Source organism: Lysinibacillus sp. ZYM-1, assembly GCF_001308875.1.
In the GTDB taxonomy this organism is placed as follows: Bacteria; Bacillota; Bacilli; order Bacillales_A; family Planococcaceae; genus Lysinibacillus.
Genome location: NZ_KQ465126.1, coordinates 34,628 through 58,320, shown reverse-complemented (window position 1 = coordinate 58,320; position 23,693 = coordinate 34,628). Strand labels below are relative to the sequence as shown.

General features: G+C 36.3%; 25 protein-coding genes and 2 riboswitches. Of the genes, 8 read left to right on the top strand and 17 right to left on the bottom strand.

Going from position 1 to position 23,693, the window contains the following annotated elements; genetic code table 11:
* Positions 1–7: 7 nt before the first annotated feature.
* A riboswitch (SAM riboswitch) is annotated at positions 8–107 on the bottom strand.
* Between the two features lie 99 nt (positions 108–206).
* From AO843_RS16160 to AO843_RS16145, 4 genes are all read right to left on the bottom strand, one after another.
* Positions 207–1,601 carry a protoporphyrinogen oxidase gene (locus tag AO843_RS16160; RefSeq protein WP_054612124.1) on the bottom strand — a complete coding sequence of 465 codons (1,395 nt, stop codon included), beginning with the start codon at positions 1,599–1,601 and terminating at the stop codon, positions 207–209.
* 205 nt (positions 1,602–1,806) lie between these two features.
* On the bottom strand, positions 1,807–3,099 hold the full coding sequence (locus tag AO843_RS16155) for a globin-coupled sensor protein (protein ID WP_054612123.1): 1,293 nt from the start codon (positions 3,097–3,099) through the stop codon (positions 1,807–1,809).
* Positions 3,100–3,725: 626 nt separating this feature from the next.
* Positions 3,726–5,012 carry a tetratricopeptide repeat protein gene (locus tag AO843_RS16150; RefSeq protein ID WP_054612122.1) on the bottom strand — a complete coding sequence of 429 codons (1,287 nt, stop codon included), beginning with the start codon at positions 5,010–5,012 and terminating at the stop codon, positions 3,726–3,728.
* 71 nt (positions 5,013–5,083) lie between these two features.
* Positions 5,084–6,100 (bottom strand): YdcF family protein, encoded by a 1,017-nt coding sequence (locus AO843_RS16145; protein WP_054612121.1) that lies wholly within the window; start codon positions 6,098–6,100, stop codon positions 5,084–5,086.
* Positions 6,101–6,284: 184 nt separating this feature from the next.
* Between AO843_RS16145 and AO843_RS16140 the strand changes: the two genes are divergently transcribed.
* Both AO843_RS16140 and AO843_RS16135 read left to right on the top strand, forming a co-directional pair.
* Positions 6,285–6,749 (top strand): hypothetical protein, encoded by a 465-nt coding sequence (locus AO843_RS16140; RefSeq protein ID WP_054612120.1) that lies wholly within the window; start codon positions 6,285–6,287, stop codon positions 6,747–6,749.
* Complete coding sequence (locus AO843_RS16135; RefSeq protein WP_054612119.1) at positions 6,737–7,024, top strand: DUF2653 family protein; 288 nt, start codon at positions 6,737–6,739, stop codon at positions 7,022–7,024. The genes AO843_RS16140 and AO843_RS16135 overlap by 13 nt, the downstream gene beginning before the upstream one ends.
* 48 nt (positions 7,025–7,072) lie before the next feature.
* Here AO843_RS16135 and AO843_RS16130 read toward each other — a convergent pair whose 3' ends face one another.
* The 4 genes from AO843_RS16130 to AO843_RS16115 form a co-directional block, all read right to left on the bottom strand.
* Positions 7,073–7,441 (bottom strand): ion channel, encoded by a 369-nt coding sequence (locus AO843_RS16130; RefSeq protein ID WP_054612118.1) that lies wholly within the window; start codon positions 7,439–7,441, stop codon positions 7,073–7,075.
* Between the two features lie 105 nt (positions 7,442–7,546).
* On the bottom strand, positions 7,547–9,169 hold the full coding sequence (locus AO843_RS16125; protein WP_054612117.1) for an S-layer homology domain-containing protein: 1,623 nt from the start codon (positions 9,167–9,169) through the stop codon (positions 7,547–7,549).
* Between the two features lie 108 nt (positions 9,170–9,277).
* The gene (locus AO843_RS16120) at positions 9,278–10,444 is read right to left on the bottom strand and encodes an endonuclease Q family protein (protein WP_054612116.1); all 1,167 of its coding nucleotides are present in this window, start codon (positions 10,442–10,444) and stop codon (positions 9,278–9,280) included.
* 71 nt (positions 10,445–10,515) lie between these two features.
* On the bottom strand, positions 10,516–10,686 hold the full coding sequence (locus tag AO843_RS16115; protein ID WP_197278942.1) for a hypothetical protein: 171 nt from the start codon (positions 10,684–10,686) through the stop codon (positions 10,516–10,518).
* Positions 10,687–10,830: 144 nt separating this feature from the next.
* Between AO843_RS16115 and AO843_RS16110 the strand changes: the two genes are divergently transcribed.
* The 3 genes from AO843_RS16110 (at position 10,831) to AO843_RS16100 (ending at position 12,151) form a co-directional block, all read left to right on the top strand.
* Positions 10,831–11,409 carry a TetR/AcrR family transcriptional regulator gene (locus AO843_RS16110; protein WP_054612114.1) on the top strand — a complete coding sequence of 193 codons (579 nt, stop codon included), beginning with the start codon at positions 10,831–10,833 and terminating at the stop codon, positions 11,407–11,409.
* A 71-nt stretch (positions 11,410–11,480) separates the two neighbouring features.
* On the top strand, positions 11,481–11,834 hold the full coding sequence (locus AO843_RS16105) for a DMT family transporter (RefSeq protein ID WP_054612113.1): 354 nt from the start codon (positions 11,481–11,483) through the stop codon (positions 11,832–11,834).
* Positions 11,834–12,151 carry a DMT family transporter gene (locus tag AO843_RS16100; protein WP_054612112.1) on the top strand — a complete coding sequence of 106 codons (318 nt, stop codon included), beginning with the start codon at positions 11,834–11,836 and terminating at the stop codon, positions 12,149–12,151. Before AO843_RS16105 ends, AO843_RS16100 begins: the two co-directional genes overlap by 1 nt.
* Before the next feature lie 88 nt (positions 12,152–12,239).
* Here the strand turns inward: AO843_RS16100 and AO843_RS16095 are convergent, their stop codons facing one another.
* Together AO843_RS16095 and AO843_RS16090 are read right to left on the bottom strand one after the other, a co-directional pair.
* Positions 12,240–13,031, bottom strand: a complete 792-nt coding sequence (locus AO843_RS16095; protein WP_054612111.1) for an ABC transporter ATP-binding protein — start codon at positions 13,029–13,031, stop codon at positions 12,240–12,242.
* Between the two features lie 5 nt (positions 13,032–13,036).
* Complete coding sequence (locus tag AO843_RS16090; protein ID WP_054612110.1) at positions 13,037–14,083, bottom strand: FecCD family ABC transporter permease; 1,047 nt, start codon at positions 14,081–14,083, stop codon at positions 13,037–13,039.
* Positions 14,084–14,328: 245 nt separating this feature from the next.
* A riboswitch (cobalamin riboswitch) is annotated at positions 14,329–14,518 on the bottom strand.
* Positions 14,519–14,698: 180 nt separating this feature from the next.
* Here AO843_RS16090 and AO843_RS16085 point away from each other — a divergent pair.
* Positions 14,699–15,295 carry a biotin transporter BioY gene (locus tag AO843_RS16085; protein WP_054612109.1) on the top strand — a complete coding sequence of 199 codons (597 nt, stop codon included), beginning with the start codon at positions 14,699–14,701 and terminating at the stop codon, positions 15,293–15,295.
* A 116-nt stretch (positions 15,296–15,411) separates the two neighbouring features.
* A complete protein-coding gene (locus AO843_RS16080) occupies positions 15,412–15,996 on the top strand; it encodes a YdhK family protein (protein WP_054612108.1) in 585 nt (194 codons plus the stop codon).
* Positions 15,997–16,045: 49 nt separating this feature from the next.
* On the opposite strand, the gene AO843_RS16075 is transcribed toward AO843_RS16080, so the two are convergent.
* From AO843_RS16075 to AO843_RS16050, 6 genes are all read right to left on the bottom strand, one after another.
* Positions 16,046–16,747: a response regulator transcription factor gene (locus AO843_RS16075; protein WP_054612107.1), complete on the bottom strand. Its 702-nt coding sequence runs from the start codon at positions 16,745–16,747 to the stop codon at positions 16,046–16,048.
* On the bottom strand, positions 16,725–18,119 hold the full coding sequence (locus AO843_RS16070; protein WP_054612106.1) for a HAMP domain-containing sensor histidine kinase: 1,395 nt from the start codon (positions 18,117–18,119) through the stop codon (positions 16,725–16,727). The genes AO843_RS16075 and AO843_RS16070 overlap by 23 nt, the downstream gene beginning before the upstream one ends.
* Positions 18,120–18,247: 128 nt before the next feature.
* Positions 18,248–18,790, bottom strand: a complete 543-nt coding sequence (locus AO843_RS16065; RefSeq protein WP_054612105.1) for an NADPH-dependent FMN reductase — start codon at positions 18,788–18,790, stop codon at positions 18,248–18,250.
* Positions 18,791–18,853: 63 nt separating this feature from the next.
* Positions 18,854–19,471 (bottom strand): nitroreductase family protein, encoded by a 618-nt coding sequence (locus AO843_RS16060; protein WP_054612104.1) that lies wholly within the window; start codon positions 19,469–19,471, stop codon positions 18,854–18,856.
* 69 nt (positions 19,472–19,540) lie between these two features.
* A complete protein-coding gene (locus tag AO843_RS16055) occupies positions 19,541–20,524 on the bottom strand; it encodes a ring-cleaving dioxygenase (protein WP_054612103.1) in 984 nt (327 codons plus the stop codon).
* Positions 20,525–20,581: 57 nt separating this feature from the next.
* Positions 20,582–21,010 carry a MarR family winged helix-turn-helix transcriptional regulator gene (locus AO843_RS16050; protein ID WP_054612102.1) on the bottom strand — a complete coding sequence of 143 codons (429 nt, stop codon included), beginning with the start codon at positions 21,008–21,010 and terminating at the stop codon, positions 20,582–20,584.
* A gap of 169 nt (positions 21,011–21,179) precedes the next feature.
* Here AO843_RS16050 and AO843_RS16045 point away from each other — a divergent pair, with 169 nt between their 5' ends.
* Positions 21,180–23,165, top strand: a complete 1,986-nt coding sequence (locus AO843_RS16045) for a catalase (RefSeq protein ID WP_054612101.1) — start codon at positions 21,180–21,182, stop codon at positions 23,163–23,165.
* Between the two features lie 55 nt (positions 23,166–23,220).
* Here AO843_RS16045 and AO843_RS16040 read toward each other — a convergent pair whose 3' ends face one another.
* A complete protein-coding gene (locus AO843_RS16040) occupies positions 23,221–23,685 on the bottom strand; it encodes a YusW family protein (RefSeq protein WP_054612100.1) in 465 nt (154 codons plus the stop codon).
* Between the last annotated feature and the right edge of the window lie 8 nt (positions 23,686–23,693).

The window sequence follows — 23,693 nt, the reverse complement described above, 5'->3', positions numbered from 1 at the left end:
TTGTTCCTTCTCATCTTCGACTCAATGGTCTTCTGGATTTAGCACCTGACAAAAAGTTGGTTGCTGAAGCTTCATCGGGCCAGTCCCTCAGCTTCTCTTGATAAGAATTAAGTATGAATTTTTTAAATAATTAAAAGAATCATATCGTTTACAGACGAATGAGTCAAGACTATTTCACATAACAAAGAATTTTTTCGCTTAAAATCCTAGAAATTGGATAGCTCTTCAGCAAGGTCCTCACCAATTTTTTTCCCATTTTGAATGCAAGCGCCAATACCTACTCCAAAATAAGAACAACCTGCAATCGATAAATTCGGATAGTTTTCATTCAGTTCCAATAGTAATCCTTGTAATGCTTCACGGTGAGCTAAGTCATATTTAGGCATCTGATCAATCCACTTTGTGACGTTAACTACTGTTGGTTTTTCCTCGATTCCCAAGCTTTTTCGAACATCTTCTAAAGCTACCGCTGCCAATTCTTCTTCAGTCATATCACGTAATTGCTCATACGCTGGATTAATATTCTTATAGAAAAGGCGCACAAGTAACTTATTGTTTTTCGATGTATGTTTCCACTTACGACTCGTCCAAGTTGCTGCATTACAAGTGACATCAGAATTATGCGATACAATATAGCCCGTTCCATCCGCTGGTAATTTAGAGTCAGGTACATCAAAACCTAGATAAATGGTAATTGCTGATGCTGTAGTAAACTGATCAAAATAACGGTTTAAGGATTCATCCTGCAATATGCTTTGAACTGCTTCATTCGGTAATGCTAGGACAACATGATCTGCCTCAATGTTTTGACCATTTGCTAAGGAAATCATATATTGGTTCTCCTGTTTTTTGACACAGGTTGTTGCAACACCCTTGATGATGTCTACATCTGTTAACGTATGTTCTAATCGCTCAATTAAAGAGGATAAACCATTTTGGAACGATATAAATTTTTTGTTAGAAGCTTTAACAAATTGCTCACGATTCGCATCGAAACCTTTAATGATGCTTCCATATTCATTTTTATAGTCAATTAAATATGGTAGTGTGGAGGCTATAGAAAGCTGGTGTAAGTCACCTGAATAAACACCTGCCAGGACGGGTGCAATTTGATTTTCCACTAGCTCTTCACCTAAATAATAGGTTAAAAATTCCCCTATCGAGCTTTCTTTCGTGAAACCTGCATTGGGTAGAGTTAAATCCTTTAGTGCTTCTTGTTTTGCCTGTTCAGAAATGAGTGTACTTTCCTCAAGAGATGTCAAACTCATAGGTATACCAAATGTAGAATCTACTGGAATGGCATGCAGTTCGTTATTTGTATAAATATAGGAGATACCTGTTTCGTTGTAAACGAGATTCTCTTCAAAACCTAGCTCCTGCACTAGCTCCATTACACCTTTATGGCGGGCTACAATAGAATCAGCACCTGTTTCCATAATAAAGTCTTGTTCATATGCCGAATATAATTTGCCACCTAAATATGTATTTTTTTCTACGAGCACTAGCTGAACATCTAATTTTTTTTCCTTCACTTGACGTTGTAGATAATGCATTGTGCATAACCCAGTAATACCGCCACCTAATACAACAACTGTTTTCATAGTAAACCGCCCCTATTTTTAGTTCTGTCTACAGTATAAACTTATTTTTATTGAAAGTTACGTCAAACCCTTTACAAATTTAGCAAAAATAGAGCTACCTCATCCGTGAGGTAACCCTAGCTTTATGAGTATGTAACTCTATGAGATCTATGAATACTAAAGACACATAATAATAGGTACTATAGTGTTTATTATAACTAGTAATCTAACCTTTTAAATTTTGGGCAAAGTTTGCTAATTTTTCTGCGGAATTTGTTACTTCCGAAAAAGAAGTACCCAACTCACTTAATATACTTGCAATTGCTTTAATTTTCATTGCCATGCAATCATTTTGATCTTTTGCTTCTGTCATCGCTCCCAGTATATTCGTAAATTGGCCTTCAGTGTGTAACATGTTTTCCTCACCAGATGCCACTTCTTCTTGAATATTAGTAAGAGATTGCTCCAATTTTTCCGTTCGTTCACTCGTTTTTTGCAATAACAATGCAACAGCTGTGACAGATTCTTTTGTTTGAATGGATAATTTACGTACTTCATCAGCCACCACACTAAATCCCTTCCCCGCTTCTCCAGCACGGGCAGCTTCAATAGCGGCATTCAAAGCCAACAGATTGGTTTGATTGGCAATATTGGTAACGACACTCATGATTGTTTCCATTTCCTTTGACATACCAGACAATTGTTCAATATTTTCTTCTATATCATGAAGAGATTGAATAATATTGTTCATATTTTGTGATTGCTTTTTCAAACATTCACGTCCATCCAGTGCTTGATTTTCAGCTAGGGTGGACACATCAATTGATTTCTTAGCTAATTGTTCAATTTCATCAGATTGTTCGCTTAGACTGCAAAATGAACTATTTGTTTCTTGCGAAATGGTTGCAAGCAATTCCGAGGATTCTACAATTTGCCGTTCAATTGTTTCTTTTTCTTGCTCCATATTTACTTTATGCTGTTCAACAGTGTTTTCAAATGCTTCTAAAACAAGTTGCTGCTCAAAGTTACAAATTTTAGAAATCGCTCTAATGGTATTAAACTGATCTCGAGGTTGATCGATATTTTGTTCAACTAAGTCAATAAATGAGAGAGATAAATCTTGGAATGCGCAGATATACCATTGTGTTCTAAGCCCAATGTGAACATGCACCTTTGCAATTTTCACACGCCTTTGGTAAAACATCTCATCAATCGTTCCGTTAAACATTTCAATAATATGCTGCCGTAATGTTACTTTAAGCTTTTCTACAGAACTATGATGACTAATAATATCTACCAAATGATGCTCGGTACCTATCATATTGTAAAAACGGTTTACAATGTGATCTATATTGTCCATAACATACGGCTGGAATGCTTTTAAATATTGTAAGTCCTGCTTCGTTAAATTCAGCATTTCAATTTGCTTAGCCATTAATTGGCGATTAGATAAATCCATTTTTACAGTATATTGCTGTAAATCCAATGCCTTTGTCTTTCTCTGTTTTTGAAAAATCACTTATCTTCCCTCTTTCGTTCCGTTTACTTTTATCAGGCTGAGAAACAACAAATACCTTTTAACATATTGATTGATACAAATAAAAATACCGATAAAATAGGCTAGCCATATTACTATGTTTCCATTTGCTACCGCTATTTCACATGACACACTCCTCCAAAAGCGGTCACTTATTGTTCAATCATTAATTAAAAGGTGATTTGTACTCAACAAACAGATCTGCTCTATACATTAACTACAGTCGATTTATTTATGTATGATTGTTTTCAAAATTACTCATTTACCTTAAACATTTTAAAAATTACTGTCAATCTTATATGTACCATTTTTTTACATAATGTATATATAAAGTCCTTGCTGTTAAATTGCCTGAAATCATCAATAAAAAAGCTACCACAATATTATTGGTAGCCTTTTCTTCTATTTGTTTGTTTGATTATGCTTATTTTTTTTACCTTTTTTCTATTTTCCGATAGGTCCTCATTAAATATCACTATATTAATATTTTATGCCCTCAACCTAAATGATCCTTAATACTTACAAATAGAGCTTTTTACTATACGAAAGAACCATTGCTCAAGATCATATAAATAATCTTAAAGATCTATGAAATTTTAACATAAAATTTACAATCCCTTAAGTTCCTGTAATATTTTAGCAGCCTCTTCAATGCCAGCATCTGCTGCAAGTCCATACCACTTAATAGCCTCTTTCAGATTTCTGGCAATTCCTTCACCTTTATGATATATATGTCCAAGTTGTAGCTTGGCGTCAGCATCCCCTTGCAGAGCAGCCTGTTTAAACCAATGAATTCCCTTTTCAATATTCCGAATGCCTGTTAATCCTTTACTCCAAATAAAACCTAAATCATAAAAGGCATCAATATGGAATTGTTCTGCCGCTCTTTCAAACCAAAATAGACCTCGATTTATATCTTTTGCTTGACCAAGACGCCCCTCTAAATAAATACCACCAAGACGATACTGAGCTTCAACATACCCTGTTTCGGCAGATTTTTTATAGGCATTAAAAGCTGCACCTGCATCTTTTTTAACGCCTAATCCTTGCTCATAAATAATTCCTAGCGTAAACATGGCCTCCGCAACGTTCTTGCTAGCAGCATAGTCAAACCATTTTTTTGCTAGTGTAAAATCCTTTGGCACACTCTCTCCATTAAAGTACATATCTGCTAAATTATTGGCAGCATCTGCGTGCCCTTGTAAAGCTGCTTTTTCATATAATGAAAAAGCCCGAGCATAATTCTCCTCAACACCGATTCCCTCAAAATAAAAATTACCTAACACGTATTGGGCATCTGCATTATCCTGAGCGGCAGCTAATTCAAACCATTTTAATGATTTTTCAGGTTGGAAATAATCCCCTTCAATTGCGCTGTAATATTCCCCCAGCTGATATTGCGCATCCGTATCCTGGTCCTCAACCGCCTCTTTATATAAATCAATCATTACCTCATGATCTAAATCTTCCTCATCTAAAATCTTGACTTGATCATCTTGATGGCAGAAATACCATTCAACTACATCAAGTACATCATCTACTACTTCTATTCTGCTTGCTAACTTTTCGAGGGATGAAATTTGCCAAACGAGTATATAGATTGGCTGCGGGATGGCATCACGCAACAAATCATCATATTCTGCTAACAGCGTTAATACATTGTCTTGCACAGATTGAGTTTGATCTGAAACGACAATTTGCAAATGACGCTGTTGCTGGTCTTTTAATAACCCTCGCACTATTTGATACAGTATTTTTTGCAAGGCTGCCAAGTTAACTTCATCGAATGAAAGTAATTTTATATTTTGAGCAAACCATGTATTTTTTGTTTGTATTATACTTTGTAAGGAATTAATTCGTTCTTTATTGCGCTTCGCTAAAATTTGCTCGTACATTGTTTTCCTCCCTTGCACATTATGTAAAAAACTGTCTTGCCATTATTATATGGAAGACAGTTGAATTTTGGTTACACATACGCTCTCAACAGTAAGCCTATGAATAGCGTAATGATTAAAAAAATTGTAGTATGGGCCCATTTATTCATTTCTAATAAGCCTATAAATTCTCGTGTAAATGCATTAGGAACATAGTAAAAGGCTGTTTTTGAGCCAACCCCTTCTGCATCTAGTTTTGCTTTTTTTGCATAGAGACTTGCACGAAATACGTGAAAATTATTTGTCACAAATATGGAACGATATTTTTCTCCTTGAGCATGTTGGTCCATAATGTTTTTTGTAAAGACCATATTTTCTTCTGTATTGGTCGATTGATCTTCCATTAGAATTTTTTTAGAGGGAATATCATGGACATCTAATAAATATTTTTTCATAGCCTTTGCTTCTGATACTTTTTCATCATTTCCTTGACCACCGGAGACAATGATAAACGGTCTTTCCCCGTACTTCTTGTATTGCTTTACCGCTTCATTTAAACGACTTGCTAAAAGTGGTGGGACTCTATCGCCAATTAACCCTGAGCCTAGTGTTATTATATAACTCGGTTCATAGCGTATGGGTGTGAAATGATACAATATGGCGTATGCTAGGACACTTGTGTATAAAAACATTGTATAGCCAAAAATCAAAAACGCATAGAAGAAAAGAATATGCCAAAGTACATTTTCAATTTGTATAAAAATGACGAATACGTACCATATCATCATAATAACAAAACTTAGTCCCATAATGGCCAACATTAAATTTCGTACTTTACGTCCTTCCTTCTCCAATAAAATTTTACTATTAAAAAACATGGCTATAGATAAAATAAACATGATACTTGGAAAGCTTCCTAGAATAATAAATATCCCCATTTCTGAAATGATCCCCTGATCATCAGGTAGTAATAAAGGATAGTGAATAATGAGCGCTCTGACTATATATATACCTATCAGACCGAGAGCTACCGCGTTGAGGAAGCGCCTTTTTTCTGTCAGGTACAGCAATAAAAATATTGAGATGAAAATTATTAATGTTGCTAGCATCGTTTCACCCCTTTCTATTAGATAATTTTTACAACCACATCATCTGTCACTATTTGTTCAAATTTTTTGATATTGCTCATTTATAGAAGGCATTGGTTTTATTTTTTAATATAGTTCATGTAATATTACTATATAAGAACTAGTTTATGACCAAATTAAAAATTATATTGGAGGAATGTAAGTAATGAAAAAAATTCTTGCCGCTCTATTTGCAGCGACACTGATATTTTCCACAGTTGGTGCAACATTATTCATCTCAGATACACCAACAGCAGAAGCTAAATCCTATAAATCGGGTAAAAAAGGCTTCTCAAACAATAACAATAGCTCAAATATCCAGAAGTCCCAGGATACTTCTAAAGATCAAAAAAATGCAACAACAAATAAAAACAACACAAGTTCTACAAATAAAGTGGATACAACTAAAAAAGGTGGTTTCTTCTCAGGTGGCCTTATGAAAGGGTTAATGCTTGGGGGACTTGCAGGTTTATTATTCGGTAGCTTATTTAGCGGCATGGGTTTACTTGGAAATATTTTAGGATTACTCATTAACGTAGCTGCAATTGTCGTTATTGTGATGCTTGTCGTAAAAATTATGAAGATGTTTAAAGATAAAAAACGCAAAGAGGAAGCTCAATGGCACAAATAATTAACGAACAAGATATTATTAACGCTATTTGTTTATCCCAAGCGTATTACAAGAACATTCGCCCAGAGGATGTTCTTGTGGAATTGACATATGATGATGACACGGGCTTCGGCGCAGAGGTTGAAGTAAGTGGTCAAATGGAAATACTCAATACAGCAGCCATAATAGGCGCCTTGCGCGTTTGGATAAAGGATGTTCTACATGGTGATCCCTTCTCAACAGGTATTGAACTTGTTTTAGACGATGAAGAAGGCATTATTGCAAAACTTTCATAAAAAATAGCCGTACAATGAATCTTTCATCAGATTGATTGTACGGCTATTTTACTTTTTCAAACGTTTCTTAACCTCTTCTTTTTCATCCTCGTTTAAGGAAAAATCGACGAGAGAGCGCCCCAGCATGAGCAACATAATAAACATTACACCCGTACCAACAATGAGATAAATCATTGTAAAAATCTTCGAGTAAGAGGTTGTTGGATATAGCCCAGTTTCTACGCCTGTTGGAATCAAACTGACTACAGCAAAATACATGGCATCTAGCCAATGCCAACCCTCTGTACCCTTGTAAAACAAAGTACCGGATAGAATGATAAGGAATAATGTTGTAAATAGTGATAGAAACTGTGGTCGTTTAAATGACCGCCACAATCCTTTAACTAATCTTTTGGCAGATAAGATAAATGATAACATCCCCATTCTCCTCTCTTTATTACCATATACAACCTAGTAAGACTATACTTTGTTTGTAGCAAAAACGTCAAAAGGTAGAGGTGCTGTTTTACCTCTACCTTTTTTTTACTTCGTGAATAATTGATTCAAGTTCACCATAATTTTAGCTGCTTGCCCCCTTGTGGTTGAAGCTGCTGGTGAATATTTTCCTCCATCTCCTGTTATAATTCCTAACTCATATAACATCGTAATGGCCTGTTTTGTCTCAGCATTATATGACGCAACATCTGTAAATGGCAAACCCCCTTGTACAATATAAGGTTGTTTAAATTGCTGTTCATAGGTACGCTGAATCATCACTGCTAATTCAGCGCGTGTTACAGGTTTTGTGGGGTTGAATTTCCCATCGGCACCCTTAATAATGCCATGTGTGTACGCTGCTGCAATTTCAGACTGTGTTTTTGCATCATAATTTGATATGTCAGTAAATGGTGCCTTTTCCCGTGTTGTTAAGCCTAAACTTCTCACTAGTATAGAAGCAACTTGTGCTCGTGTCACATTTTGATTAGGTTTAAACGTTCCATCAGGATAGCCATTCATCATCCCTGCTTCTGCTGCTTGTTGAATATACTCTTTCGCCCAATGATTGACTGTATCTGTAAAGCGTATCGACCCTCCTGTAGTGAAAGTTACTTTTGGATTTTGAACGCTTTCATTACCAGCAGCATCAATTGCTTTTACTGTAATAGTGTAGGCTGTATTCTCTGTTAGATCGTTGAGCGTCACCTTAGTTGTATCTGCATTCAATGTTGACGTTAATTTTCCATTTACATAAATTTCGTAATTCTCTATGCCAACATTATCCGTCGCTTCTTGCCACCTTACTTCTACAGTTGTACGATCTTTTACATCTACTTGAATAGCTTTCGTTACATCCCATAAAGAGCTAGTTTTAATGATTGGTAAAAATGCTTCATTTGCCAATGCAAAATAACCAGCTTCACTTAAATGAATATTTTCTGGATTTGGAAGGTAGTTTGGAACATCCTTGGCCACAACATCATAAGTTGGTACAAAAATCGCTCCAGCTTTTTCAGCAGTTGTTTTTATTGTTGTATTCATTGTTGCCAATAGTATTTTAAATTGATTTTGTAAGTTCTCACTATAGTAAGGGAACGAATTATAATATCCCATCACATAAATTTCAGCTTGTGGATTTAACTTTTTAATTTCAGTTAATATTGTTGCAATATTTGTTACAGCTTCTTTCGTAGCCTTAACGATGGCAACTGCGTCCACCCCTGTTATTTGGGACTCTTTTAATATTGGTAATAAATCATTAGCGCCAACAGTTAGTGTAATGATCTCTGCCTCTTTTATAGATGTTTTTAACTTTACTTGGTCTGTCGGATAACCAAAACCAGTCACCGTTTTTGCAACATCATTTTGTATATCTGCCAAAACATTTTTTGTTGTATAGCCTGACATGGCAAAACCTTTGTTATAAGAAGTGATGAAGCCCTCTTCTTGTAAAGTTTGTGCAACAAAATCTGTGTAGCCTAATCCGATTACTCCTACCTCGTTCATCCCATGAGCAATTGAATCACCTAGTGCTACATAATCTACCTGTGCAATCCAACTTGGTGCTATGTAATCTTTTGGATCGTCAGCATTAGCTGCGACAGGTATCGTTAACTGTAGTGCAAGTATGCTTGTAGCTAAAAAACGGAATTTCTTTGAAAATTGCATATACGCTCTCCTCTATCTAAAAATAGTAATTGTTTTAACTATTTTACTAGAAGAGAGTTAAAAATAGGTTAAAAAACCAACAATCTTTTTGAAACATTTTCTCTTTATCTATTCAATTTGTATCTTTCCATAAATGCCACCACCTCCAACTTCAATAGCTAAATGACCTGTTCTAGCTGCATCAATTAATTTGGCAATTTTATGTGGCACAATTTGTGCAAGCTGTTCGAATGTAACTCGATGTAAAATATTCATCTCTGTTCCGAAAGCTTGTAGTAATCGTTCCATCATTTTTGGACCAAGACCAGGAATAAAATCAAGTGGTACCTGATGGATATAAGACGGTCTACTTCTTTCATTTGAAAATTCCTCTGATAATTCTTGAATACGTGTAGCAACGCCCTTTACGATTTGTGTACTTTCACAGTTCGTACAAATTATTGCTTCGTTACTAAGTTGTTCTCCACATTTAGCACAAACTGTCTGATGATATTTACCAAGCAATGGATTTAAGCCATAATTGGCTATTACCGCTCGGCCCTGTTGTTCATGAAGGGCCATTTGTAATTCAGCAAAATTCGCTTCTGCTAATCGTAATTTTTGATACTCACGTGCTAGTTTTCCAAGAGAATGTGCATCTGAATTACTCACGAATGTGTATGCTTGAAGTTCTTTAATATGGCTCACCATGTTTGTATCTGAGCTTAAACCTAATTCAATCGCATCGATAAGTTGCGGATCAAAGACCTCTGTTAAACTACGATGAACACCTTTGCCATACAAACTTTTAAAGGGTGTAAATACATGTGCAGGGATAAAAAGCCCTCCCAATTCATGTACTTTTTGTTGTAATGTTCTTCCATCACAATAAATTCGCTGTGAGCTTAAATGGATATTTTTCATATGTTGAGACATCCAATTTGAAAATTGCTCCATTAGTAATAATGTAGGGAAGTAAGCAAGCACATGAATTGGACCATGGCAATGTTGATCATAGATTTCTATTTCTGATCCTGGAATCAGTGTCGTTTTTAGATAACGTAGCCCTCCCTCTGCTAGCTCGATCAGTTCACCTCGGTCAATCATCTCTTTCATTTCCTCTATGACCTCTGGTGAATGGCAATCAATGATACCTATGATATCCAACCCTTTTCTCGCACTAGCAGTCTCTAAAATGCGTGCTAATGTCAATGTTTTACTCCCAGTAATTTTCACAGCCCGGCCTCTAAAAGTACGACCAATATGAATATGTAAATCAGCATAGAATTCTTTCATGTTCATTCACTCCTTAAGTGTTACTTAAAATGAAAATACCTTACATTAACTGCAAGGCATTTCTCACTTTATTATGATGGATGATTGTTTGTCGTGCTATTATTTGTCTCATAAGCGCCAGAACCATGTGGTGGCATGGATGAGGAATCATAAGCAACTAATGTTACACCAATTTTTTTCTCAAGTTCATTAATTTTGGCAAGTTGCTGTGAATCTAATTGTGCAAATTTAATCTCTTCCATTATCATCAATCCTTTCAATCATAAAGTTCCCAGAAGTCAAAGCAACTATACTTCACAAAAATGACTGACTATCAGTCATTTTTCGTTGACATTCATTTTCTTCTCCTGTAACATACTAATCAGTAAGGCAAAGTGAGGGATAGCATGTCAAAGGAAGAAAAAATTATTCAAGCAGCCATTGAAGTGTTTAGAAAAAAAGGAATTGAAAAAACGAAGGTTTCAGATATCGTAAAGGCAGCTGGTATTGCACAAGGAACATTTTATCTCTATTTCCCATCGCGCCTTTCGGTTATGCCTGCTATTGCAAAGAATATGGTAGAGCGGATTATGACTACGGTAGAAGAAGGCGTTTCAGATCATAAACCCTTTGAACAGCAACTTCAAGAAGTTGTTGAGATGATTTTCTTAATCACAAAAGAATATGGTGATATCGTTGCCCTCATTTATGCAGGTATTGCACAAACCGAGCATTTGAAAGAATGGGAAAGCATCTATTCACCCTACTATGCTTGGATGAGTAATTTCTTATTAACAGCTCAACAACAAGGAATCATTCGAGAGTCCATTAACCCATCACGATCAGCTAAGCTTATCATTGGTCTAATCGAATCTGCTGCTGAACAGATTTATTTGTTTGATGATAGCAAGGATGAAACAATGCAACTGCTTAAGCTTGAGCTTCTAGACTTTTTATATCATGCACTTGGCCTACGTCACGCATAAGTGGCGTTCTCTTTTACTTCAAAAATGACTGAATGTCAGTCATTAATTATTGCTATGAAAGGAATTTATTTATGCAAAAAGAATGGATGTATGTTGGACTAACAAGTTTATTTGAATTGTTTTGGATATTTGGTTTTAATGTAGCAAACTCATGGTGGCATTGGATAATTATTGTGTCTATGATCGCCATCGATTTTCACTTCTTATCAAAGGCTTGTGAAAAGCTTCCTACTGGGACTGTCTACGCAATTTTTGCCGGAGCAGGTGCAATCGGTACGACATTAATGGATATCTTTATTTTCAACGGTGACTTTAATGCGATTAAGGGTATGTTCATGATTATTTTAGTATTGGGCGTTATGGGCCTAAAATTAGCGGATAATCCATCGAAAGATCATGGTACTACGAAAGGAGTGGATGCATAATGGGCTGGGTATTTGTTATATTAGCTGCAATGTCAGAAATAGTAGGTGTCATCGGTTTACGCTTTTATAGTCAACATAAAACTGTACGGAATTTATTATTATACGTTGGTGGCTTCGGTTTATCTTTTGCACTTCTATATGCATCCTTTAATTATTTACAACTAAGCATCGCCTATGTTGTCTGGGTTGGTATTGGTACTGTAGGTGCCGTGCTTGTAAATATAATGTTTTTTGGGGAATCTAAAAATTTTACGCGAATAATAAGTATCATTGCTATTATTATTGGAGTTGCAGGATTAAAAGCAGTATCTTCTTAAATAACACAGGACGCCCTCTTAAATTGAAGTGGCGTCCTTCTTTTTTGTTGAATGGTGATAAATCCATCGAAGCACTACTGTACAGTTTTTAAACTTGGCAAACCTTTTTTGCGAATTGTTCTGGGACATATGTAAGATAAGGTTTACCGGTTAGTGTATGTGTTTGAATATCGGCAAATACACCAAATACTTCTTGCAGCAATGATGGTGTAAGTACCTCCTGTGGTGTTCCATGACAAACAATGCGTCCATGCTGTAAAACGTAAATTTGGTCACAGTACATTGCAGCGATATTCAAGTCATGTAAAGCAGCTACTACTGTTAGATGTAAAGTTTGAATTAAGTCCATAAGCTGAAGTTGATGCTGAATATCTAAATGATTTGTTGGTTCATCCAATATTAGTACTTGTGCTTGCTGTGCGAGTGCTCTTGCAACCATTACACGCTTTTTTTCTCCACCAGAAAGAGAGCTAAAGCTTCGTTTGGCTAGATGCGATATACCAGTTTGCTTCAGAGCATCTTTAACAATTAGAAAATCTTGCTCCTGATCAAGCTCTAATAGCTTTTTATGTGGAGTCCTTCCCATACTGACTAAATCATGAACAGTAAAATCAAATAATACAGGTGTTTCTTGACTAACAACGGCCAAATTTTTGGCAATGGCTTTACTAGATTGCTTTAAAATATCCTGCTCATTTAACAGTACTGTACCGCTCTCAGGCTTTAGGAGACGATACATATTTTTAAGCAATGTCGATTTTCCACTACCATTAGGACCAATTAAACCCACAAATTGCTTTTCTTTTATTTGAACACTTACCTCATGTAGTATCCGCTGATCGTAAATGGAGAATGATACTTGTTTTGCTTCTAATGTCATGTAAGTTAATCTCCTTCACCAAAAGAATAATTGTTACGACGGAGTAACCAAATGAAAAATGGCCCTCCACAAAAGGCTGTAATTATACCGATGGGCATTTCCTGTGGAGCAATAATAATTCGAGCTAATGCATCTGCCCAAACTAAGAAAATCCCTCCTAATAATGCACTGATCGGTATTACATATTTATAGTTGGAACCCACAATTAACCGTACTATATGCGGAATGATTAGCCCCACAAATCCGATAGAACCACTGACTGCTACAAGTACCCCTGTTAAGAGTGAGACAAGTAATATGAGCTGTATGCGAAATTGTTGCAGATTGACACCCAATGTTACTGCAGCCTCTTCCCCAAGTAACAATAAATTTAAATTTCGATAGAATAGCCATAATAGCCCAAATACAACGAAAAATATGAAGGCTGGAATGACAATATTATTCCATTTCGCTCCAGCTAGGCTACCTAGCATCCAAAACATAACGGCCTTTAAAGCCCCCTCTTGCTTTGACATCATTAAAATAAAATTAGAAATGGCTGTTAAAATAAAGGAAATTGCCATACCTGCTAATAGCAAGCGAAAGATTGAGACACGTCCACCCACACTCGATAAGAAAAATACTAGCCCAATAGCGATCAAGGATCCTAAAAAAGCTGATACAGAAAGTGCATACATACCTAAAAATGAAAAGGCACCTAAAATAATTACTGAAGTCGCCCCAACTGCTGCACCTGAAGATATCCCTAAAATATATGGGTCAGCAATGGAATTTCGTACAAGTGCCTGAATCGCTGCACCTGCAATGGCTAACCCTGCTCCAACAATAGCAGCAAGAATGACACGTGGGACTCTTATTTGCCATATTATGATTTCCTGTGAGCGGCTCCAATCTTGCTCTATCATATGTTGGATAAAGGGTAATTTAGAAAGTATAACTTTCCACACATATAATGGTGTCACTGAAACAGATCCAACCATTACGGCAAATGTCATTGAAACGATTAATACTAAAAGAAGTACTAAAGAAAATAACATAAATTTTTTATTCATCCATTAAACTCCTACTAATATGATGAATGAAGCAATCAATTATGCCCTCGCATAAATTAGTCTGGATTTATCTCTCTTCAGTTGGCATTTAGATAAGTCTTCTATACCTGGTACATCAAAAAATCTCTTTTGAATAAAGATAAAAAAGGGTATTTCATGCGGAAATACGCACAAAAATACCCTAGAATAAACAAAGTCAGAAAATATCCAGCTATTGTCCGTAATTGCTTGCATCCTCGTGGGCATTACAGGTATTACTTATTGGCAGGTCTCCTGGCTTCGATTCACGATCCTATAAAAGCCTTCCCATTTTTAACAGTGGCAAAAAACATTATAGGACTCCTCGTTACAGTTGCGGGACAGCGTCGGACTTCCACCGACTTCCCTTTTAAGCGACATATTTTAAAATGTCACACCAATAGTATATAAAGTTATAAAATTATGACGATTCTATCATACATTTTTATAGATAGTTAGTCTACATAGAACTTTAAATTAGGGTAGTACCTTTTTGAGTTGAGTTGAGTTGAGTTAACTTAATTAATATATAAAGTTGACACAAATAACTTAGTTTTTTACACTATAATTATGAACTTTCAAAATAGGAGTGAAATCATGATAACTGTTACAGAACAAAGTCATCATAAATTAAAAACTGTAGATATTGCTTATATTGGATTATTTTCTTCCCTAATGATGGTGGGTGCCAATATCACTTCCTTTGTGCCCTTTATGACAGTGGGTGGTGTACCAATTACACTTCAAACCTTTTTTGCAATTTTAGCTGGACTTATTTTGGGCAGTAGAAAAGGAGCGCTTGCCTGCACGGTTTATATGTGTATAGGATTAGCAGGAGCACCTGTCTTTGCTCGCTTTGGTGGAGGCTTTGGTCAAATTTTAAGTCCAACATTTGGATTCATTATCACATTTATTGTAGCAGCATTTGTTGCAGGATTAATTGTGGAACGAAGTGGTACAAAGAAAAGCTATATCCTAGCTGCATTCATCGCAACTGCTATCAATTATTTACTAGGCACAAACTGGATGTATTTTGCTTACAAGCTATGGGCAAGTGCGCCAGAAGATTTTTCTTATAGATTAGCTTGGCTCTGGATGATCCCCCCACTTCCAAAAGACATCATTTTAGCTATTTTCGCTGGCATCTTTGCCTACCGACTACAAAAAACACTCAAAATCATGCCCATTCAATAACACCTCTATCTACTTCTTTAGTTATTTGACTAAAGAAGTTTTTTGTAATAGATAACGTCCATCATTTCTGCATATTTGTTTGCTACAGTAGGGGCAAATAGTGAGGAGGATCTAACATGACATTTAAAAGAAGATGGTCAATTGGGCTATTGTCAGCAGTAACTTTACTTACGTTATCAGCATGTTCTAGCGATACAACAGAGCCTGCATCAACGTCAAATAAAACTACTGGGACTGAACAACAAACCGAAATGGATCATTCTACGATGAATCATTCAAGTTCTGAAGAAGTACCAGCTACATTAAAAAAAGCTGAAAATCCGAAGTTTCCCGTTGGAAGTACGGCTATTATTTCGAACGGACATATGGAAGGTATGAAAGATGCTGAAGCGACAATTGTTGGTGCATATAAGACTACGGCTTATACGATTTCCTATGACCCAACATCAGGTGGAAAACGTGTAGAGAATCATAAGTGGGTCATCCATGAGGAATTAATTGATGCAGGAGAGGGGCCACTGTCTTTTGGCACAGAGGTAAAAACGGCTGCCACACATATGGAAGGAATGAAAAACGCGACTGTCCGCATTGAAGAGGCTGTACCAACGACTGTTTATATGGTTGATTACACTTCCACCATAAATGGTGAAGCAGTGAAAAATCATAAATGGGTAACAGAAGATGAGTTAACAGAGAACTAATGCGAACAACCTCTCCCAGTATGTCTGGTAGAGGTTGTTTTTTTGTTTTCTAGCTTTTATGTTCTAAAGGCTTTCTATCCGCAAACTTATGCCATTTATAGCCGATTCCCCAAACTGTTTGCAAGTAATCATCAGCAGGAAAACCGCTTTTCCGTAATTTTTCTCGTAAATTACGGACATGGGAATCAATTGTGCGATCTTCAATTGAAACATTATAACCCCAAACTGTATTGATAAGATGTTCTCTTGAAAATACTTTATTCTGATGATCTAAAAATAAGGCCATCATGGAAAATTCCTTTGGTGTTAAAGGGATTGCCTCTTGCCGAAAATATAACTCAAAGGATTCTTTATCTAAGCGTAATCCCTCAAAGACAATCACCTTTTCTTCTGTTTTTGTTCTCCTTAATACCGCTTGTATACGTGCTAATAACTCTTCCTCATCAAAAGGCTTTACTATATAATCATCTGCGCCAATGTTCAAACCTTTCACAATATCTGAATGCTCCCCTTTGGCCGTAAGCATGATTATAGGTACATCCCAAAACTTCCTGATCTCTTGGCAAACCTGCCACCCATCCATTTCAGGCATCATAATATCCAAAAGAACTAAATCCACATGCTCTTCTTCTAAATAAATGAACGCATCGTGAACGGACGACATTGCTCTACAATGAAAAACGGGTTCTAAGTAAAGGGTCAATAAATCTAACATTCTTGGTTCATCGTCAATGCATAAAATGGTTTTCATCCGCTTCTACTCCTTTAAACGATAATTCAAAAATAGTCCCTTTGTTTTTTTCACTCCTTACCATCACTTCTCCTCCGTGTGCCTGTACAAGTTCCTTTACAATCGCAAGTCCTAGTCCAGCCCCTCCCAATGCGCGACTTCTAGATTTCTCGACTCGGTAAAAGCGCTCGAAAATAAACGGTAAATCCTTTTTAGGAATTCCTTTTCCCGTATCACGAATTACGATGGTTAAAACGCCATTAATTTCCTTCACATTTACAGTGGTAGTATCTCCCGGTCTACAATAGGTTAATGCGTTATTTAATAGATTGATCATTATTTGCTCTAATCTTGCTTCATCAGCCCATAGTGTTAATCCCTCTTCACAGCACACCACAAAATGAATATCTTTTTCTTGAAAAGCAGGGCTTAATTTAGCTTCGATGCTAATAAAAAAAGCATGTAAACTTAGACTTTGTTTTTCAATAACAAATGAGTTTTCATCCATTTTAGCTAAATCAAATAAGTCCTTTATTAATCTCGAAAGTCTATTGGTCTCCTCTAGTATAATAGCTAAATATTTTTGTCGATCATGCCCTGTTAAATCACGTTTATAAAGAATATCGGTATAGCCTTTAATAAAGGTAATCGGTGTGCGAAGCTCATGTGCAATACTAGATAAAAATTCTTTGCGTTCCTGCCTTAAATGATTTAACTCATTTGATAGTAGCTGAATAGCATTCGATAAATCCCCAAGCTCATCTTTTCCATTTGGAGACAGAGTAACTGTAAAATCTCCTTTACTCATTTTCAATGTTGCTTCTTTCATCTGAATTAATGGTTCGGCAAGCTTTCTAGATAACACTATGATGACGGCAATGGTTACTAAGCCTGAGACGATGCCAACAATAAGGAAATGTTTATTTAAACGCTTCATTAAAGCATGTATGGAATCTGTATTTTGAAACATAAAGACATAGCCAATCGTTGTCTGCTGTGTTTGAATAGGGCTAATGGTAGCAATAGCTTGCACCTCTTGCCAGTTATCTTGTAGAATCCTTCCTTCGTAGGGTACTATTCCATTTAAATTCTTTATCATATCTTTGATTTCAGGATGCGGTTGCGAGGATGCTAATATTGTCCCCTTATAATCTGTGACCACTACATCAGTAGTTTCTTCGGATTCCATCAATACGACATGCGCTAATGTTTCCTTATTGAAGTTCTGTTCTAATATTGTGCGATGTGAATTTCCTCTTGCTTGCAAACTCGCCAATTCCTCTTCAACTCTTGAATTTGTCAATGAGGCATGTAAAAAAAACATCATAAATGTTTCGATACAAAATAATGTGATGAAAAAGATGATGCCAAGCTTCAGTGATAATTTTCTCATCTGTAACCACCATTTTAGAATTTCTTAATAGTATACCGGGAAAATATGAAGATTTCATGCAGAAGAAATCTCTATCCAAATGAAAAAAACCCATAAGTATATTATATACTTATGGGTTAGTTTTTAACTTAAACGTATTTTTTTGTCCAGTTTAGGAAGTTATCAATTACTATATCTAAAAATTTCACTGTACCTTCATCAGTTAAATTGCCTTCTGCATCAAATTTAGTGTGCACAGCACCGATATAAACATCATTGCCACTTAGCAATGGTGAGTTAATGCCAGGTGAGAATAAAATATCACGCAAATGTAATTGTGCTTTTACAGTACCCAAGTTACCCATAGATGCACCCATAATGATAGATGGCTTGCCAATCATTACTTTATCTACGCGAGATAACCAATCAATTGCATTGACCATAACACCTGGAACTGTTCCATTATACTCTGGTGTTACCCATAATACAGCATCTGCAGCCTTTACTTTTCCTTTAAAATCAAGAACTGCTTGTGGTGCTTCATTTTCAATATCTTGATTATACATCGGTAGATCCTTCAGGCTTAAAACTTCTAGATCAAATTTCTCAGTATAACGTTTTTGAATAAATTGAGCTAACTGCATATTATAAGATTCTTTACGGATACTACCTACGATTGCTACTACTTTCATGATGTTTCCTCCTAAATGTACATTATTCTTAGTATTTGTATAGCTATTGTATTTTATACCACATTAATAGTAAGTGGCAAATTCTTCAACTGGCTTACGATAACCACGTAAACGACGACTGCTTTCTTTTTCTTTTCCAATAGTAATCATTAGAGCTATTTCTTGTGTTTCAGGCACATTAAAAAGCTCACGCATTTTTTGATTATCGAAGCCGATCATTGGACAAGTGTCCCAGCCGCGATTTTTCGCAGCTAGCATAAATAACATAGCTGACAAAGATGCGTTACGAATAGCATCTTCTTTCATAAATGCTTCACCGCGGTCTTCATAAAAGTTAGTATTCTCAGCAACTATTTCTTCTAATTCATAGGTTGTTATAATACCTAAATCCACCATACCTTGACTTAGTTCAGCAGTATTTTTGTATGCTTCTTTATCGCCTAGTACAAGGATGACCCCTGAAGCTGAATGCACTTTATATTGACCGTATGCAGCCTCTCGTACTTTTTCTTTCATAGCCTCATCCAACACAACGATATAATTGGCGTGTTGTAAATTAAAGGCTGATGGAGCAAGTTTGACATCCTCTAAAATGGGACGTATATCTTCCTCAGTCATCTTAACGTCCTTCAGAAAGTTGTTTGCCGAGCGACGCTTATCAATCAGCTTAGAAAATTCCATTCATTAAACCTCCAATCCAGTATGTATCCATTCAGTAGAGAAAATTTTTCTCTACTGAATAAAATAGTATTACTCATATTCTTTATCGAACGTAATAGAGCTTCTTACAGTGTCAATAGGACGAACAAGTCCTTCAATTTGTGCTCGTTTTGGTTCTAAGAATGGAGGTAATGAAAGTTTTTCTCCTAAAGTTTCGTACGGCTCATCGCCCATAAATCCTGGGCCATCTGTTGCCAATTCAAATAAAATTTGAGGAGCTACTCGGGCATATAATGATTCAAAGAAATGACGATTTACATAGCCAGATGTGTGGAAGCCAAAGCTCTCAAAACGTGCAGTCCATTCATCTAATACCGCACGATCCTCTACACGAAAGGCCGCATGGTGAACAGTACCAAAGCCTTGACGAGCTACTGGTAACACAGTATTGTGTTCTACAATCACTTGAGCGCCGTTTCCGCCTTCCTCTACTTCAAATAGATGGAAGTCTCCTTCTTTTGCAATCTCAGTAAAGAGCATTACTTTTTCTAGCACATCTTTAAAGTATTTAAAATCAGCTACACGGACAAATACTGGTCCTAAACCTGTAATAGCATATTCAAGTGGAATAGGACCATCCTGCCAAGGCGTACCTGATGCAATACCTGCATTATGCTCGTCAGAAATAAGCTGATACTGTTGATCATCAAAATCCACGAAAGATAGTGTTTTCTTACCAAATTGTTCTTTAATACCCGTATGTTCCACATTTAAACGATCAAAACGCTTTACCCAATAATCTATAGCTGCATCCGTTGGTACACGGAAGGAAGTTTTTGAAATTTCATTTGTCCCATGTACCCCTTTTGAGATGTTAGGGAAATCGAAGAACGTCATATCTGTGCCTGCACTACCTTTATCATCCGCAAAGAATAAATGATATGTTTGAATATCATCCTGATTAACTGTTTTCTTCACTAAGCGCATCCCTAATACATAAGTAAAGAATTTATAATTTTCTTCAGCACTACTTGTGATAGCTGTTACATGGTGTACACCTTTTAAATGATTCATATAATGCTCCTCCTAATTATCTCGATATCGAGATATATATTTAAAATTTTTTAAATGTCATTTAGCATTTTTGCCAACTTTTTTAAGTGACAAAATCATTGTTTCCAGCTCCTGAGGTTCCAATACTTCAAAAACCTCATTTATTTTTTGTTCATGCTTAGGGAAAATCTCTTCCATTAAAGCCTGTCCCTCATCTGTTAGTAATACATAAGTGACACGCCGATCCCTAGGACATGATTTCCGAAATACATAGCCTTTTTGCTCGAGCTTATCAATTACATAAGTAATACTACTACTTGCAATTAATATTTTTTTACCGATCACTTGAATGGGCTGCTCGCCACGATGATACAGAAATTCAAGGACCGAAAATTCGGTTTGATTTAAATCATATTGAAGTAAATCCCTTTTGGTTGCATCCTGAATCGTTTGATATGCTCGGAACAAGACCGTAAATGCTTTTAAGTTACGATTGTCTTCCTTCATACGACTACCTCATTTATTTCGAATTTAATTATCTTTAATTCGAGATAATAATACCACATTCATTTTTGATCAGCAATCATTTTGTTTCGTATTTTCATTTTAGCTGCAAATGTTTGTGAACTTCTTCCGCGGGTAGAAAGTAATTGTAACTTATAAAGGAGGATTCTAAATGAAAAAAGATGTCAATCAAAAACAACAACAACTAGAAGCATTCCGAGTAAGTGATAAAAATCAGTCTCTCACAACCAATCAAGGATTAAAAATAGCTGAAGATGAACATTCTCTAAAAGCTGGCGATCGTGGCCCAACTTTACTGGAGGATTTTCATTTTCGCGAAAAAATGACGCATTTTGATCATGAACGTATTCCTGAAAGAGTGGTGCATGCACGTGGATCAGCAGCACATGGAATTTTTGAAACCTATGAATGTGCAAGCAATATTACAAAAGCACAATTTTTAAATGGGAAAGGAACGAAAACACCTGTCTTTGTTCGTTTCTCCACTGTTGCGGGCTCAAGGGGCTCTGCCGACACTGTTCGTGATGCACGTGGTTTCGCTACAAAATTTTATACACAGGAAGGTAATTATGATTTAGTCGGAAATAATATACCTGTATTTTTTATACAAGACGCTATTAAATTTCCAGATTTTGTACACGCAGTAAAGCCCGAACCAAATAATGAAATTCCCCAAGCTCAAAGTGCCCATGATACATTTTGGGATTTCATTGCGAACAATCAGGAATCTGCCCATATGGTTATGTGGCATATGTCGGATAGATCGATTCCACGAAGCTATCGAATGATGGAAGGTTTCGGCGTTAATACCTATCGTTTCATCAATGATGAAAGGAAGGCCCACTTTGTTAAGTTTCATTGGAAACCGACGCTTGGAGTTAAATCACTAGTTTGGGATGAGGCGCAGATCATCGCTGGGAAAGATCCTGATTTCCACCGCAGAGATTTATGGGAATCGATCGAACGAGGTGATTTCCCAGAGTGGGAGCTTGGCGTGCAACTTATTCCGGTTGAAGATGAATTTAATTATAGTTTTGATATTCTCGATGCTACGAAAATATGGCCTGAGGAAGAAGTTCCTGTCCGTATCCTTGGTAAAATGACACTTAACAAAAACGTGGACAACTTCTTTGCTGAAACAGAACAAGCTGCATTTCATGTAGGTCATGTTGTACCTGGCATTGATTTTTCTAATGATCCTTTATTACAAGGCCGCTTATTCTCCTATACAGATACGCAGTTAATACGACTTGGAGGCCCAAACTTCCACGAAATCCCTATAAATAAACCTATTTGTCCTTTCCATAATAATCAACGAGATGGTTATGGTCGACAAACGATTAATGTCGGGCAAGTTAGCTACCATAATAATTCCTTAGCTGATAACACACCGTCCCCCATCTCTGAAGCAGATGGAGGCTATACTCATTATGAGGAAAAAATAGAGGGACATAAGGTACGTGCACGTAGTGATAGTTTCAAAGACCATTTTACACAAGCCCGATTATTCTGGCTGAGTGTGACAGATGTTGAGAAAAAGCATATCATTAATGCTTTTTGCTTCGAACTTGGAAAAGTAAAAAACAAAGCAATTCGAAAACAAGTTGTTGATATGTTAGCTCATGTCAGTCATACGCTTGCAACAGCAATTGCTGATACTATCGGTATAGTACCGCCAGTACAAGTAGAGGTACCTCATATTACTCAAACTTCCCCTGCTGTTAGTCAAGTCATCAATGCTGTAGAAAGTGTCAAAACTTTAAAAGTAGCAGTAATTGTAGCAGAAAATACCGAAGAAAACCTAAATGAGCTGATTGCTACACTCTTGAGCAAAAATATAGTAGTGGAACTGATTAGTACAAAACAGGGCATACTAAATGGCTATGAAATTCATGAAACATTTGCCACCGCTTCTTCCTCACTTTATGATGGAGTTTATGTGACTGGATCTTTCCATGATTCCTATCAACAAGCTAAAGCAGAACAATTTTTTCAAGAAGCCTACCAGCATTTTAAAACAATAGGCTATGCTGAAAATGTATCGTTTTTACAGCATATCGCCAATAAAGATGGCGTTGCAAATAATCTAAATTCATTTATTCATTCCCTTTCTAAACATCGACATTGGGAACGGTAAGGTTCATGAATTTAAAAGCCAGCTAACGCTTTTTGTTTTAGCTGGCTCATCTCATTTATGGAAGTCGTTTAAATTCCTTTTCATTTCCATCAATAAACTCTACTTCAACCTCAATGGACTGATAGTTATCTTCAATATTAAAAACGTTGATTACTTGATCAATCACTTCATCATTCGGTGTTGTAGAATCAAAATTCAGCTGTTTAAATAACGGCTCTAATTTTGTATAGGCTTCATTACCTTGTAACTTTACATTTTTCCGATCATCCTGTAACTTCGCTGAGATTCCCGATTTTTTGTCTTCATACTCCACCTCATATGACTCCGTAGCGGAATAATCAACATCCAAAGAAAACTCTAAAAAGTTGAATGTCGTTTGGTCAGTTGGCGTATCGCCAGTCTGTTGTGTAGCATTCTGATCAGCTGGTGCATTAGCAGGTACATCTTTTACTTCATCCTTATTACAGCCATAAAGAATAGCCGTCATTAAAGAAATCGCTAAAAATGATTTTAATTTCATACGATTGT

Bases quoted from the DNA above. Each gene is read 5' to 3' on its own strand.
- AO843_RS16160 (WP_054612124.1), bottom strand. From the start codon at position 1,601: ATGAAAACAGTTGTTGTATTAGGTGGCGGTATTACTGGGTTATGCACA.
- AO843_RS16150 (WP_054612122.1), bottom strand. From the start codon at position 5,012: ATGTACGAGCAAATTTTAGCGAAGCGCAATAAAGAACGAATTAATTCC.
- AO843_RS16145 (WP_054612121.1), bottom strand. From the start codon at position 6,100: ATGCTAGCAACATTAATAATTTTCATCTCAATATTTTTATTGCTGTAC.
- AO843_RS16140 (WP_054612120.1), top strand. From the start codon at position 6,285: ATGAAAAAAATTCTTGCCGCTCTATTTGCAGCGACACTGATATTTTCC.
- AO843_RS16135 (WP_054612119.1), top strand. From the start codon at position 6,737: ATGGCACAAATAATTAACGAACAAGATATTATTAACGCTATTTGTTTA.
- AO843_RS16130 (WP_054612118.1), bottom strand. From the start codon at position 7,441: ATGTTATCATTTATCTTATCTGCCAAAAGATTAGTTAAAGGATTGTGG.
- AO843_RS16125 (WP_054612117.1), bottom strand. From the start codon at position 9,169: ATGCAATTTTCAAAGAAATTCCGTTTTTTAGCTACAAGCATACTTGCA.
- AO843_RS16120 (WP_054612116.1), bottom strand. From the start codon at position 10,444: ATGAAAGAATTCTATGCTGATTTACATATTCATATTGGTCGTACTTTT.
- AO843_RS16115 (WP_197278942.1), bottom strand. From the start codon at position 10,686: ATGGAAGAGATTAAATTTGCACAATTAGATTCACAGCAACTTGCCAAA.
- AO843_RS16110 (WP_054612114.1), top strand. From the start codon at position 10,831: ATGTCAAAGGAAGAAAAAATTATTCAAGCAGCCATTGAAGTGTTTAGA.
- AO843_RS16105 (WP_054612113.1), top strand. From the start codon at position 11,481: ATGCAAAAAGAATGGATGTATGTTGGACTAACAAGTTTATTTGAATTG.
- AO843_RS16100 (WP_054612112.1), top strand. From the start codon at position 11,834: ATGGGCTGGGTATTTGTTATATTAGCTGCAATGTCAGAAATAGTAGGT.
- AO843_RS16095 (WP_054612111.1), bottom strand. From the start codon at position 13,031: ATGACATTAGAAGCAAAACAAGTATCATTCTCCATTTACGATCAGCGG.
- AO843_RS16090 (WP_054612110.1), bottom strand. From the start codon at position 14,083: ATGAATAAAAAATTTATGTTATTTTCTTTAGTACTTCTTTTAGTATTA.
- AO843_RS16085 (WP_054612109.1), top strand. From the start codon at position 14,699: ATGATAACTGTTACAGAACAAAGTCATCATAAATTAAAAACTGTAGAT.
- AO843_RS16080 (WP_054612108.1), top strand. From the start codon at position 15,412: ATGACATTTAAAAGAAGATGGTCAATTGGGCTATTGTCAGCAGTAACT.
- AO843_RS16075 (WP_054612107.1), bottom strand. From the start codon at position 16,747: ATGAAAACCATTTTATGCATTGACGATGAACCAAGAATGTTAGATTTA.
- AO843_RS16070 (WP_054612106.1), bottom strand. From the start codon at position 18,119: ATGAGAAAATTATCACTGAAGCTTGGCATCATCTTTTTCATCACATTA.
- AO843_RS16065 (WP_054612105.1), bottom strand. From the start codon at position 18,790: ATGAAAGTAGTAGCAATCGTAGGTAGTATCCGTAAAGAATCTTATAAT.
- AO843_RS16060 (WP_054612104.1), bottom strand. From the start codon at position 19,471: ATGGAATTTTCTAAGCTGATTGATAAGCGTCGCTCGGCAAACAACTTT.
- AO843_RS16055 (WP_054612103.1), bottom strand. From the start codon at position 20,524: ATGAATCATTTAAAAGGTGTACACCATGTAACAGCTATCACAAGTAGT.
- AO843_RS16050 (WP_054612102.1), bottom strand. From the start codon at position 21,010: ATGAAGGAAGACAATCGTAACTTAAAAGCATTTACGGTCTTGTTCCGA.
- AO843_RS16045 (WP_054612101.1), top strand. From the start codon at position 21,180: ATGAAAAAAGATGTCAATCAAAAACAACAACAACTAGAAGCATTCCGA.
- AO843_RS16040 (WP_054612100.1), bottom strand. From the start codon at position 23,685: ATGAAATTAAAATCATTTTTAGCGATTTCTTTAATGACGGCTATTCTT.